The following is a 12,256-nucleotide window of genomic DNA, read 5'->3' on the forward strand; positions in this document are numbered from 1 at the left end:
AAGCGGGAAGGAGAAAGCTGCTCCTTCCCTTTGTTATTACTTCTGCATGCCTAATGCTTCTAATAATTGTTGAACTTGTTGTTCTTGCTCATCTAAGAATGCTTTAAAGTCTGTGCTGTTCTTGTATTCTAATTCCCAGCCTTGTGTTTCTACTTCTGTTTTCCACTCCGGAGTGTTTACTAGTTTATCAATTGCTTTTTCCCAATATGCTTTTGCTTCAGCCGACATTTTTTCTGGGCCAAACACTCCGCGCCAAATTGTAAATTCAGCATCTATGCCTTGTTCCTTTGCAGTTGGAACATCCTTAAAGTCACCGGATAAACGATCTGCAGCGGTTACGGCAAGAACACGAATTTTACCGGCTTTTAAAAATTCCTTAACACTGGATGCGTCAGTTCCGATGACATCCGCGTTTCCGCCAAGTAAAGCGGTAATGGCTTCGCCGCCGCCGTCGTAGGATACGTATTTGATTTTAGTAGGGTCAACACCGTATTTATAGGCTGGCAGGATTGAAATCAGGTGATCCATTGATCCTGGTGCAGATCCTCCCGCAAAGGTTAGTTTGCTAGGATCCTTCTTAACATCTTCCAAAACTGATTTAAGATCTTTATACTTTGAATCTTTTTTAACGACGATAGCCCCATAATCTTTTGTTAATTGCGCAAGTGGCGTTGTGTTCTTGTAGCCATAAGGGCTGTTACCTTCCTTCTTCAGGTTGTTGATAATAATCGGTGGTGAATTGACAAACAGCATATCGTTATTTTCAGCTTGCTGGGTAGCATATTCGGCCATAAATACGGCGCCGCCTCCGCCCGGCTTATTCTCAACCGTTAAAGGCTGAGTCACCAGCTTTGTCTCACTCAATACTTTTGTAAACGAGCGGGCTGTTAGATCCCATCCACCCCCAGCCCCTGATGGAGCCACAACTGAAATCGCTTTCGTCGGATAGCCTTTACTTTCCTTTTTTGTGCTGTTGCTTGATGTTTCCTTACTGCTGCATGCCCCCAAGCTGAGTGCTAGAGCACCTGCACACATTACTGCTGAAATTTTCTTTAGTCTCTTCATTTCATTTCCCCCTTGTAACCGTTTCCTTAATTTTATAAAATTTCAGATAAATTCATAGTTTATACAGTTAAACCGCATAAAAAACTTAACCGCCATTTTGTTCATAAAGTTCACGGCGGGTTCATATTTTTTCAAATCAAAAAAGAGACCTTTTTCAAAGTCCCTTTTCAATCATCATTTTTCCTGTTTTACAATCTTAGAAGGATTATTGATTTTATAATGCACAGCGACATCCACGATGAACTCTTCTTCAACTTCTTTTCCCTTCGGTAATTTTTTTGCCGCAACCTTTCCGTCAAATTCGAGCTTGTCCCCTGCTGCCAGCTCAAATTTTTTAAGTGTCTTGCTATGGCTGCACCAAGCAAATTCAAGCTCAAGCGGTGACTCCTGGACAATGGTGACATTCTCTAAAATGACTACTTCATCATTTTCTTCGGAAAATGCATTGTAGGTCATCGCAAACTGTTTAACAGTAGCAGTGAAATGAACTTTATCTGCAGGAAGATCAAGCTTCTTTGCCTTCTCTTTTTTCGGTTTCTTTGGCTCTTTCGCTTTTTTTGGCTCAGGAGCCTTAGTTGCCTTAGCAGCCGATTCAGCTTTTTCATCAGGTTCAGTCGCCAGAACCTCTTCCAAAGTGGCATTTTCCGTATGCGAATCCTGCGGACCAGCTTTTTCCTCATCCTTTTCTTCAACCGTAAACATACTCTCTTTTCCAAAGCTCGCCTGCTGCATTTCCTTTAAATAAGCCGGATGGATACAGCTTAAATTACCATCCTGAAATTCGATGACGAGCGTATTCGAATCATTGTCACGGCCATAAATCTCATAACCTTTAATAGAGACTAACCGCTGGTAGTTCCGCTCTTTGTACCAAAACTCTTCCTTTGAGGCAGATAACCCCCACTCTCGAAGTTTTTCCTTAAAATGCTCCTCATCACGGAAAGTTTCAAATTCCCCTTTCGGAGGAATATAATGAGTCAATTCTGATTGTTCCATTTGCGGGCGTTGGATTGCCATCGTTCCACTTCCTTCTTCTGCATAAGTAGCTAAATTATATCATGTTCCACGAAAATATTGAGAATAGAACAAGGCTTCGATTCCCCACTTTTACCTGAAAAAATCAATCCCTTTTGGAAGAACCAAACCAATATGCCAAAACCATTCCAAATGCTGTGATGACAAAATAAACAAGTCCGGTTGAAATCGCTAAAAAATTTATGATTGGATCATACCCTGTGTAGTGATTAAATAGTGTGCTTTGCAAAATAAGTAATATTGGCTGATAGATAATAAGGTAGGAAATCAGTACAAGTAAAACTTCAAGCCATTTTCTGCCGAGAAAATATCTAGTCATATAGAAAGCAAGAATTCCAAAAACAATCGCCAATCCATACACAAACCAGTTAATATACTGAAGAGCCCGATCTGGTTGATCAAGAAAAGCTAAAATATATAAATAAATAATACGCAGTACTCCAACGATAATCGCCATAACCTGCGTTCTAACCAAAAATTTAATCAAATTCAATACACAATACCCCAATTCCACACAAAAATCAGCCTAAACCCTAGCACTGTCCACCTCACACGGACAAATCAACCAAAAAGTCCACGTACGGTGCCTGTCACTGCATCACTTTACTTTATCACCGCGTTTGACAAAGTCTCCGATTTCGGCGATGGCTTGTTTGGCTTCGGGGAGGAGGTCTCCGGTTAGCTGCCAGACATGCCACATGCCTTGCCAAACTTTAAAATTCACACGTACTTGATATCTTCTTGCCTGTGCCGCGAGCATTTCTGCATCGCTGAGTAATAATTCTTCGCTTCCTACTTGAATAAACAAAGGCGGAAGGCCTGTTAAATCCGCATAAACGGGGGAGATAAACGGACTTGTTAATGGTTCATTTCCTGCATATACCCGTGCTGCTTTTTTAATACCATCCGGTGTAAATAAAGGATCTTCCCTTACCTTTTTTGTATAACTGCCCCCGCTACTCGTTAAATCAACCCATGGAGACAGACATATAATCGAAGCTGGACACCCTATTCCTTCTTCTTTTAATACAAGAGCTAACACTAGACTCAAGCCCCCGCCGGCAGAATCACCGGCCACGAAAATATTACTGGATTCAAATCCCTGCTCTAATAACCATTTATAAATCTTCACCGCATCCTCAATCGCAGCAGGGTATGGATTTTCCGGTGCCAATCGATATTCTGGGAGCAGCACCCTTACACCTGCTGCCTTCCCAATTTTCCCGGCTAATGCCCGGTGGGAGTCCGTTGATCCATATGTATAAGCACCGCCGTGAAAATAGAGCAGTACTTTATCTTCGGCGACAAGCTTATTTCTAAGCCATTCCGCTTCTATTCCCTCTATATACACCTTTTCCACCATACAATTCTTCGGAACTCTTGTCCACATTAAGGACGCCCTGTCCATCGTTCTGCGCTTTTCTTCAATACTTGTTCCAACCGTTCTAAGAATTGCGCGGTTCATTATCTTTTTAAAAATAACACTGCGTAAACTTGCCATTTTTGCTCTCCTCTATCACAATCCAGTACTACTCTCCATTTTGTCCATTCCGGTCTATTCTTAAAATCCTCCATCCACAACAAAAAAAGCACACCACTAAAAAAAGTAGTATGCCTTTCGCATTCTATTTATCGACAACCCTGCCATCCTCTGTTATAAAAAACACTTTGTCTTTTTCATTTCGTTCCTTTTCATAAGTTACTTGAATAAGTACAGGAAAATGAATCGATTTTAAATGCTGGCTTAGCCTTTTCATTTTTTCAAGTTCCGCGACTTGTTTCACTTTTTCCCATTTAGTTTTCATAAAAATAGTAATTGAGCAGGCTAGCTGCGATGTATAGATGTTTTGATAGGTTGGTATATGGGAACCAAAATATTCCCCTCGATCAACAATTCGATCGGCGGTAAATGTTGTTTTGTCCAAGCGGGGGAATAGTCCTTTAATAGTTTTTTTCAGATTATTTGATAACTCACTTTCCCAAAAGACTTTTGGAAATGTATCTGAATAGCCGGCAGCAGCATCTACATCCTCTTCCACCGTAAATACCAGTTCAGGATGACCCTTCGGATAGGAATAAGCCTGATACGTTTCACTTAAAAAATTATAATCAATATTTTTTATAATAAATGCAGTATGATATTTTTGATTCAAATAGCGTTCCATATTTTTACTCTGATGGTGCCTCTCCCACGGTGTGCCATTAAACCCGGCATAGACAAAAAGACTGAGCGTGACAATAAGAAAAAAAATAATCCCTATTAGAACTCTGCTGAACCTTATATGCACCACCCCCTAATAATTTCAGAATATTTATAATATTTTATTCAATTTTGAAATTCATTATTCCTTCTTACTTTTTTAGAAAATTTGTCTTTTTTATGACATTGTTTAAAAGTAAAATGGAGTTACAAGAATTCTCATCAAAGGAGGCTCACATGAGTAAATTTCTTCTTTATTTTCTATGCCTGATCTCCCTAACTGCCTGCAGTCTTTTTGCAAAAGATGATTCAGAGCCCAATAAAGAACACACTGGGAAAAATACCGAAGAACACCAAGTAACCCCTCCAGATTATAAAGAACCGAAATACCCATTATTAAAAAAAATAACGGAACATGCCAAAGAAGGTAAAATACCTACGAGCCATTTTGCTGTACACACAAATTCAATAAATGATGTTATAAAGCAATGGGGCCCTGCTGCTAATACCGATCAAGTTGAAGGAATGAATTATGCCAATTACCCTGCAAAACACACCGTATTTGGATATAACACAAAAAATATTTTGGTGGATATCCGTTCTTACGATGAGCAACTTCATCAGCTAACCTACCAACAAATCGTAAAAACTTTAGGCGAACCAGACTATCAAAGAACCAATCAGGACGACCAAATCTATGGCTATAAAATCACGCAGCAAATCGAGCTTCGTTTCATCATTCCAAAAAATACTGGAAAGGTCGATCACATTTCCGTATTAATTCCAAATGATGCAGTCTCAACTACCACCACTCCTTATATCCTTCCGATAAAAGGGGTATCGAAAAACTTATCGGAGACAGCTTGGCAAAATATGCAGAACTGGCGCAATCAAATGATTCCCATTGCAAAAATTCATCAAAATTCTGTATTCCTTAATGGCCCTAACCGAAAAAGAGTCGCACTGACCTTTGATGATGGTCCTGACCTTCTAAATACACCAAGCATTATTGAAACGTTGGCAAACTACCATGTGAAAGGGAGTTTCTTTTTTATCGGGGAGAAAGTAAAAAAGTATCCAGAGGTTGTCCAAAAGGCATATACCAATGGAAATCTTGTGCTAAGCCATAGTTACTATCATCATGATTTAAGCAAACGTCAAGCTGTGGAAATTAAAACAGATTTGGCTCAAACAGATGAGGAGATATATGAAGTAATTGGTAAAAAACCTGCACTGCTTCGTCCACCCTATGGCGCTGTAAATAATACGGTTATCTCCACCGCGACACAAAATGGTTATAAGATTGTTCTATGGTCGATTGATACACTGGATTGGTCGCAAATGGAAAGCAGTAATATTGAAAACAATGTTTTGAAAAATATCCGAAATGGCGACATCATCCTCATGCATTCGGACGATGATAAAGTACAAACAGCTAAAGCCCTGCCACACATCATTGAAGAACTAACTCGAAAAGGTTTTGAAATCGTCGACCTTCAAACATTACTTGGACAAAAGGCTTACAAATGAAAAAATGCGTCTCACCTTTTAGGCTGAGACGCTTTAAATTTGATAAAACGAAACCGTATTTTCAAATAATTTTTCCGAAACCTCTCCAACTGAAAGTCCTTTAATTTCGGCAATCACTCGAATCGATTCTTCCATCATATTCGGATGGGTCATTATCCCTGCAAATGGTCCTTCAAATGGCCATGGTCCGTCCGTTTCAATCATCATTTGTTCCAAAGGATAGATTGATCCTAATTGCTGGATTTCCTCTTCATACACCACATCCGGTGTGAGAGAAATGAAATAGCCGTTTTCGATCATCCTTTCAATTGTCTTTTCGTCTCCTTTAAACCAATGAAAATGAGCTTTTGTCAATGAATATTTTTCTAACAAATCGCAAACAAGCGGAGCATCATCATAGACGGCATGAAGAACAATCGGTTTCTCCCAGTCCTTTGCCCTTTGCATAAAATTCTCTAATAGCTCGATATACTTCCCATACTCCTTGTTAGAAATTTTGCCTTCCAGCCGAGTATAATAAGGAAGCCCAACCTCTCCAACGGCAACCATCTCTTTTCGATGCTCCTCCATCCACTGAAAAAGCTTCTCCTGTTCATAGACACTGGGGAGCGGCTGCTCAGGATGAAAGCCGAAGGCAGGTCTAACTTTATTAAACCTCCCGGCCAATTGTAGATTTCTTTTACAGGATTCAAGATCAAACGAAACTGAAACGAGAGCATCGATCAAACTAGAATCAGCCATGATTACCTGAATTTCTTCGTCTTTATAATGATCTAAATGAATATGGGCATCGATCATTTTCATCGCAATCCCCCCTGCCCCGTTAATGTAAAATGAACCTTCCGTTTCCATTGCAAAAATGGCTCTTCCAACAGGATGCTTGCGTCCCGCGGCCTCGAAAACGGGACTTCTATTTCACTGATTACCTTCGAAGGCTTTTGCGATAACACAAGAATTCGGTCGGAAAGATACAAGGCTTCTTCAATATTATGGGTAATAAACAAAACCGTCCTTTTGTTTGACTCCCACACAGTTAACAGCCATTGTTGCATCTCAAAACGGGTCAATTCGTCCAAGGCTGAAAAAGGTTCATCCAAACAAATTACTGCTTGCGGACTTAATAAAGCACGGATAAACGCCGCCCGTTGTTTCATCCCACCGGATAGCTCATGCGGATAAGCTTTTTCATAATCCGCGAGACCGGCAATCTCAAGCATTTCCTTCGCCTTGCCGATTTCTTTTTTCCCTTGAAGCTCTTGTCCAAGCACCACATTATCAAGGATGGTCCTCCACGGAAGCAGCGAGGGAGTCTGCGGCATGTAACTAATCAAACCACGCATTCCGTTAATGACCTTATTTTCCAGCATGATTTGACCGTGATCTGGAGCCAGCATTCCGCCAATTAAATTGAAAATCGTACTCTTTCCACTGCCTGAAGGACCAATGATAGAAACAAACTCATCCTTTTTGATGGAAAAATTCATCCCGTCCATAACCTCGTTTGCACCAAAGCTTTTCGATACTTTTTTCAGCATAAGATGGCTCATTTTCCCTCATCTCCTTTTACCCGCCAGCGGACAACCCGGCGTTCCACCAACACTATTAATAAGAAAAATAATAGGCTTAATAGCATAATCGCAAAAATGGCAACAAACACACGATCAGTGCGAAATGATGAGGATGCCATTGTCATATAGACACCAATCCCCTGTTTTGCACCAAGCCATTCAGAAATAACGGCTCCCATCACACTATAGGTTGCTGAAATTTTCAAGCCGGAAAAAATCGATGGCAATGCAAAGGGAAACTCCAATTTCCAAAAAACCTGCGTTTTCGAAGCCCCCGCCATCATCATATAATGTCTTAATTCTGCGGGCGTCTGCCTGAAACCGTCGAGTGCCGCAACAGTGATAGGAAAAAAGCAAACTAGTGTAATCACAATCATTTTCGGCAGCAGCCCAAACCCGAACCAAATCACTAAAAGCGGAGCAAGCACAATGGTCGGTACATTTTGTGAAAGAATGAGTAACGGATAAAACGAATCTCGTAAAACCGGAATTAAATAAAGAATCACCGCCACCACTAAACCAATCACCGCACCGATTACAAAACCAAATAAAGCAATTTTTGTTGTCGAGAATAAATCCGGGTAAAATTCGCTCCAGCCGCGGATGGCTTCAGTAAAAATCTTCGATGGTGCCGGCAGCAGCCACTCCTCGATTTTTGCGGTCTTTACAATCATTTCCCATATCACGAACAAAAGGAGGAGAACCAACACTGGTCTCCACCCTTTTAAAAGCAGTTTCTTCATTTTAGCGATACTTCTCCGTTAATTGATCCATCGTGATTCCTGACGGCTGATACAATACCTTAATTTGCGAAATCACGTTTTTGCTGCCAATTTCCATCATGCGTTCATTCATTTTGGTGATAACACTAAATAAATGTTCAAGCTTACCTTCCATCGTGGTCTCCAAAGGATGAACCTGATATTTTACTCCTGATTCATCAATAATACGGATGGCTTCATCCACATAAGGAATAACATCTTCTCCATCCTTTGTTTTCGGTATAATTTGAATGCTCACTAAGGCATTTGCCATGTGAAACCCCTCCATTATTTTGGTAAAAATTCATTCGTGAATGCTTTTTCGGCATCCAGTTTTTTATCAAGAAGCTTATGGTCATACATCCAAGAAGCATAGTTTTCCCAAACAGTCTTTTTTTGTATTCCCCACTGAGACGCATCATCCTGGTACTTAGGTGATAGCCATTTCTGACTTGCCTTGACAAGCTTTGGATCTAAATCTGGTGCTGCCTTGATGAGAATATCTGCTGCTTGATCTGGGTTTTTAATTGCAAATCCATATCCTTCTGATGCTGCCTTTAAAAAGGCTTTAACAGTATCAGGATTATTGGCAATCATCTTTTCGTTTGTTTCTAACACTGGTGTATAATAGTCAAGTTTCTTAGAATAATCAGTAAGGTAGATCATGTTGATTTTTTGATGGCGAAGCTCTGCCTCTACACCGGTCCAGCCATAATAAATCCAGGCAAAATCAACATCTCTTTTCACAGCAGTGAAAAAATCTGTATCTCCCATATTAATGATTTTTACTTTATTTGCATCGGCATGTTCTTTATCCATTAAAGAAGTAATGACGGACTTTTCAACAGGAGAACCCCATCCTCCATATGTTTTTCCTTCAAAGTCTTTTGGTGCTTTAATATTTTTGTCAACGGGCGAAGCAAATCCCGATGTATTGTGCTGGATAACCGCAGCAATGGATACAAGCGGAACACCTTGGACACGTGCCTGCGTGACACCCTCTTGATAGCCAACGCCAAAATCCGCTTTTCCAGATGCAACAAGCTGATCAGCACCTGTTTCTCCCGGCTGAATGATGTCAACATCCAAGCCTTGATTCTTAAAATATCCCTTTGCTTTTGCCACATAAAGCCCTGTATGATTTGTGTTTGGCGTCCAGTCAAGAACGACCGTAATCTTTTTGAGCTTTTTCGTATTTTCCTTAGCCGTATCTGTCTCTTTTTTGCTGCTGCAGCCAGCAATCAGAAAAACGGTAAGTAGTAGAACAAACAACTTTTTCATTTTCTTTATTCCCCCATATGTATAATCCGAATCTGTTGGAAACAAAACTAGAATTGCCTATGAGAAACAATCCGGTTGCTATAAGCATAATAGAACAAAATTTCCCAAACAACAAATAAAGCACCCGGGCTCTTAGAACCTCGAGTGCATATTGGCAAACAACTTATTTGTTTAAGAATATGTTCCCTCCGCCGGTATCACCCAGATCAGGTTCCAAGGGTTATCGTTTTTAGAACGAACTCTCAACCGGCAACACCGGCTCCCCTACATTTAATGTATGAAGTTTATTTCCATACTCATTATAACAGAAGTGTTTTAATATGCTAGCATTATATGTTTATTTTTTATAGAGACTTAAACCACATCATATCCTTGATCATCAATGGTTTCTTTAATTTTGCTAAGGTTAATAACATTTTGGTCGAATTCAACATCAACTGTGCCATTATCAAGATGGACTTTTACCTGTTTAACACCTTGGAGCTCTCCTACACTCCCTTCTACTGCTTTCACACAATGGCCGCAAGACATTCCTTTAACACTTAAAGTAATATTTTCCATTTTAGGAATCCTCCATTATTTTTTCATTAATTTTTGAATCGTTACAAGAACCTCATCAAGAACTTCCATGTCCCCTTCTTGAATCCTTTCAAGGACACAGCTTTTTAAATGTCCCTCTAGTAAAATCTTTGCCACACTATTTAGGGCTGATTGGGTTGCGGAAATTTGCGTAATCACATCATCACAATAGGTATCTTTTTCAATCAATCCTTTAATTCCACGTATCTGGCCCTCAATCCGATTGAGACGTGTTACGAGATTGTTTTTTACTTTATCTGAATGATGGCTTTTTCTGTGGCTGCCTTCTGAAGCGCAGCACGCATCATCCATTATTAATTCTTCATTATAATTGTTTTCACCAGACATCCGCACACCCTCCTTTTTGGATATTATATCATACCCCGGTATAGTAAAAGTAAGGAAATAGTTTGACATCCTGTTCTACTATCCAGAGTATTTACTTAACTTTAATTATAAATGGAAACACCCTAACTTTTCCAGCCTGTCTAAATTCTGCCCAAATTTTGTAGATTCCGGGATGGTCAAATTGGGTTTCAAATACCGGTTTACTTTCATCTTTTGGATGAACATGCAAGTATTGATCAGCATTTTCGTTTAGGATGACGACGTGACCGGCAGCACCTAAATACGGCTCAAGTGTGGATTCATCCAATTTAAACTGTAGAGTGACTTGTTTTCCATCTTCAAATGAACTTACTTTCATTCCGACAGTTTTTCCATCAATGGTTTTAATAAAAGTTTGGTCAGGTACTAATGAAGGATGGCTGTGATTTTCTACTGAATTACCAACCGTAAAGGGAACAGGCTCTACTTTATAATTCAAATTCTTTGGCTTTACATCAATAAACGCTTTATACGGACCATCCGCTAATTGGTAGGGAATTGCAAACTTCCCTGGACCGATTTCATTGGGGTGGATGTGATAATACTGGTCTAAATGTTCATTCACCACAATTAAATGCATCAGTTTTTCATGATTTACTTCAAGGTCATTAACAGGATCACCCTGCATATCCTTTAGGATGATTTCTATTTTGCCATCTTTATAGCTAAAGGTTGGTTTTACTTCTCCTGCTTCTGTACCTGTACTCTCATGGTTGCCGCCAGACCCTGAATCATTATGGGCATGACTTTCACTTGTTGAAACCGGTGATTCATGATTCATATCCATCGTTGACTTAGCTTCCGTCTTAAAATTCGCATCGTATACCCAATAGCCGCCAATAATAACGAGCAAATATACTACTGCCGCAAGTGCCCATTTTTTCATTACATTACTTCCCTTCTATTATTTGGTATTTAATCTAACCCGTCGGCTAAAATTTATTTAATTTGTGTAGCTTATATACACAATATACTATACCCCCCTATAGTAAAATGTCAAACGAAAAATAAAATATTTTCCATTTATATATGGGTAAATTCCCTTTAATGAGCAATAAAAAAAGCACCTTTTTAAAAAAGTGCTTTTACTTTCGGTCCCCGACCTTTTCCATTAATGTCTCTAACATGGGAATTGAGAATTGATGACCAACAAGATTAAAAATGCTAGTCTCATCTTTTCTTTTATTCTCCTCTTTGATGACCGATATTTCTTTGTGAAGTCGTTCCATTTTTTGATCCAAATGAGTAGCCATGGTCGCAGCTTCCTTCAACTCTACAATCATTTTCTCTGGAACTTCCTCATTATACTTATAATAAATTTTATGCTCTAAACTTGCCCAAAAATCCATTGCGATCGTTCGGATTTGGACTTCTACATAAACTAATTCCTCCCGGTCAGACATAAAGATCGGGACTTCCAAAATAAGATGCAAGCTTTGATAGCCATTTGGTTTTGGATTTTGAATATAATCTTTATATTCAACAACTCTAACATCCTTTTGGTTTGCAATCATCTTACTTATTTCATAAATATCTGATCGGAAGGAGCAGGTAATTCTTATTCCTGCAATATCCTTAATATTTTCCTTGATGCTGTCTAACGTAAAATCGAAGTCTTTGCGGTAAACCTTTTTTAATATACTTTCCGGTGATTTTAACCGCGACTTCACATGCTCGATCGGGTTATAGTCATGAATAAAATTAAATTCATCCTGAAGAATATTTATTTTTGTATTCATTTCATCCAAGGCAAACTTATAAGCCATCATAAAACGTATTAATTCAACCTTTAATTCTTTAATCTCTTTTATATTAAGGAATTGTTCAATTTCCAACCGAAAACTCCCTCT

The 12,256-nt window shown here is 39.3% G+C and carries 15 protein-coding genes and 1 riboswitch; of the genes, 1 reads left to right on the forward strand and 14 read right to left on the reverse strand.

All coding sequences use genetic code 11. The features are described from left to right. Positions 1-36: 36 nt before the first annotated feature. The 5 genes from ACFQZ9_RS04560 to ACFQZ9_RS04580 all read right to left on the reverse strand — a co-directional run bounded on the left by ACFQZ9_RS04560 (position 37) and on the right by ACFQZ9_RS04580 (position 4,391). Positions 37-1,065 (reverse strand): tripartite tricarboxylate transporter substrate binding protein, encoded by a 1,029-nt coding sequence (locus tag ACFQZ9_RS04560; protein ID WP_498942500.1) that lies wholly within the window; start codon positions 1,063-1,065, stop codon positions 37-39. Positions 1,066-1,239: 174 nt separating this feature from the next. Beyond that, a complete protein-coding gene (locus tag ACFQZ9_RS04565) occupies positions 1,240-2,082 on the reverse strand; it encodes a hypothetical protein (RefSeq protein WP_498942501.1) in 843 nt (280 codons plus the stop codon). A gap of 103 nt (positions 2,083-2,185) precedes the next feature. Next, positions 2,186-2,593 (reverse strand): hypothetical protein, encoded by a 408-nt coding sequence (locus tag ACFQZ9_RS04570; protein ID WP_498942502.1) that lies wholly within the window; start codon positions 2,591-2,593, stop codon positions 2,186-2,188. Between the two features lie 105 nt (positions 2,594-2,698). Next, positions 2,699-3,601, reverse strand: a complete 903-nt coding sequence (locus ACFQZ9_RS04575; protein WP_498942503.1) for an alpha/beta hydrolase — start codon at positions 3,599-3,601, stop codon at positions 2,699-2,701. Positions 3,602-3,725: 124 nt separating this feature from the next. Next, complete coding sequence (locus tag ACFQZ9_RS04580) at positions 3,726-4,391, reverse strand: YfjL-like protein (RefSeq protein WP_498942504.1); 666 nt, start codon at positions 4,389-4,391, stop codon at positions 3,726-3,728. 146 nt (positions 4,392-4,537) lie between these two features. Here ACFQZ9_RS04580 and ACFQZ9_RS04585 point away from each other — a divergent pair, with 146 nt between their 5' ends. Next, positions 4,538-5,830, forward strand: coding sequence for a DUF4309 domain-containing protein (locus ACFQZ9_RS04585; RefSeq protein ID WP_498942505.1), 1,293 nt, complete (start codon positions 4,538-4,540; stop codon positions 5,828-5,830). 33 nt (positions 5,831-5,863) lie between these two features. On the opposite strand, the gene ACFQZ9_RS04590 is transcribed toward ACFQZ9_RS04585, so the two are convergent. The 9 genes from ACFQZ9_RS04590 to ACFQZ9_RS04630 form a co-directional block, all read right to left on the reverse strand. Then, entirely contained in the window at positions 5,864-6,634 is a 771-nt protein-coding gene (locus ACFQZ9_RS04590) for a TatD family hydrolase (RefSeq protein WP_498942506.1), read from the reverse strand. After that, a complete protein-coding gene (locus tag ACFQZ9_RS04595) occupies positions 6,631-7,377 on the reverse strand; it encodes an ABC transporter ATP-binding protein (RefSeq protein WP_498942507.1) in 747 nt (248 codons plus the stop codon). The genes ACFQZ9_RS04590 and ACFQZ9_RS04595 overlap by 4 nt, the downstream gene beginning before the upstream one ends. After that, positions 7,374-8,141, reverse strand: a complete 768-nt coding sequence (locus ACFQZ9_RS04600) for an ABC transporter permease (RefSeq protein ID WP_498942508.1) — start codon at positions 8,139-8,141, stop codon at positions 7,374-7,376. The genes ACFQZ9_RS04595 and ACFQZ9_RS04600 overlap by 4 nt, the downstream gene beginning before the upstream one ends. Position 8,142: 1 nt before the next feature. Next, positions 8,143-8,433 (reverse strand): thiamine-binding protein, encoded by a 291-nt coding sequence (locus ACFQZ9_RS04605; RefSeq protein ID WP_198309934.1) that lies wholly within the window; start codon positions 8,431-8,433, stop codon positions 8,143-8,145. Positions 8,434-8,447: 14 nt separating this feature from the next. Continuing rightward, entirely contained in the window at positions 8,448-9,440 is a 993-nt protein-coding gene (locus ACFQZ9_RS04610; protein ID WP_498942509.1) for an ABC transporter substrate-binding protein, read from the reverse strand. 166 nt (positions 9,441-9,606) lie between these two features. Then, positions 9,607-9,716: riboswitch (TPP riboswitch) on the reverse strand. A gap of 78 nt (positions 9,717-9,794) precedes the next feature. Continuing rightward, complete coding sequence (gene copZ, locus ACFQZ9_RS04615) at positions 9,795-10,001, reverse strand: copper chaperone CopZ (RefSeq protein WP_198309932.1); 207 nt, start codon at positions 9,999-10,001, stop codon at positions 9,795-9,797. A gap of 15 nt (positions 10,002-10,016) precedes the next feature. Then, the gene (locus ACFQZ9_RS04620) at positions 10,017-10,331 is read right to left on the reverse strand and encodes a metal-sensitive transcriptional regulator (protein ID WP_498942606.1); all 315 of its coding nucleotides are present in this window, start codon (positions 10,329-10,331) and stop codon (positions 10,017-10,019) included. A 127-nt stretch (positions 10,332-10,458) separates the two neighbouring features. Then, on the reverse strand, positions 10,459-11,292 hold the full coding sequence (locus ACFQZ9_RS04625; RefSeq protein WP_498942510.1) for a DUF8832 domain-containing protein: 834 nt from the start codon (positions 11,290-11,292) through the stop codon (positions 10,459-10,461). A 199-nt stretch (positions 11,293-11,491) separates the two neighbouring features. Next, positions 11,492-12,241 carry a GTP pyrophosphokinase gene (locus tag ACFQZ9_RS04630; protein WP_498942511.1) on the reverse strand — a complete coding sequence of 250 codons (750 nt, stop codon included), beginning with the start codon at positions 12,239-12,241 and terminating at the stop codon, positions 11,492-11,494. Positions 12,242-12,256 lie beyond the last annotated feature (15 nt).

It is taken from the genome of Neobacillus sp. GCM10027624, assembly GCF_042675345.1.
Taxonomy (GTDB): domain Bacteria; phylum Bacillota; class Bacilli; order Bacillales; family Cytobacillaceae; genus Neobacillus; species Neobacillus cucumis_D.

Excerpts from the sequence above, each read along its gene's own strand:
- ACFQZ9_RS04560 (WP_498942500.1), bottom strand. The coding sequence starts at position 1,065 with ATGAAGAGACTAAAGAAAATTTCAGCAGTAATGTGTGCAGGTGCTCTA.
- ACFQZ9_RS04565 (WP_498942501.1), bottom strand. The coding sequence starts at position 2,082 with ATGGCAATCCAACGCCCGCAAATGGAACAATCAGAATTGACTCATTAT.
- ACFQZ9_RS04575 (WP_498942503.1), bottom strand. The coding sequence starts at position 3,601 with ATGGCAAGTTTACGCAGTGTTATTTTTAAAAAGATAATGAACCGCGCA.
- ACFQZ9_RS04585 (WP_498942505.1), top strand. The coding sequence starts at position 4,538 with ATGAGTAAATTTCTTCTTTATTTTCTATGCCTGATCTCCCTAACTGCC.
- ACFQZ9_RS04590 (WP_498942506.1), bottom strand. The coding sequence starts at position 6,634 with ATGAAAATGATCGATGCCCATATTCATTTAGATCATTATAAAGACGAA.
- ACFQZ9_RS04595 (WP_498942507.1), bottom strand. The coding sequence starts at position 7,377 with ATGAGCCATCTTATGCTGAAAAAAGTATCGAAAAGCTTTGGTGCAAAC.
- ACFQZ9_RS04600 (WP_498942508.1), bottom strand. The coding sequence starts at position 8,141 with ATGAAGAAACTGCTTTTAAAAGGGTGGAGACCAGTGTTGGTTCTCCTC.
- ACFQZ9_RS04605 (WP_198309934.1), bottom strand. The coding sequence starts at position 8,433 with ATGGCAAATGCCTTAGTGAGCATTCAAATTATACCGAAAACAAAGGAT.
- ACFQZ9_RS04610 (WP_498942509.1), bottom strand. The coding sequence starts at position 9,440 with ATGAAAAAGTTGTTTGTTCTACTACTTACCGTTTTTCTGATTGCTGGC.
- copZ (WP_198309932.1), bottom strand. The coding sequence starts at position 10,001 with ATGGAAAATATTACTTTAAGTGTTAAAGGAATGTCTTGCGGCCATTGT.
- ACFQZ9_RS04620 (WP_498942606.1), bottom strand. The coding sequence starts at position 10,331 with ATGGATGATGCGTGCTGCGCTTCAGAAGGCAGCCACAGAAAAAGCCAT.
- ACFQZ9_RS04625 (WP_498942510.1), bottom strand. The coding sequence starts at position 11,292 with ATGAAAAAATGGGCACTTGCGGCAGTAGTATATTTGCTCGTTATTATT.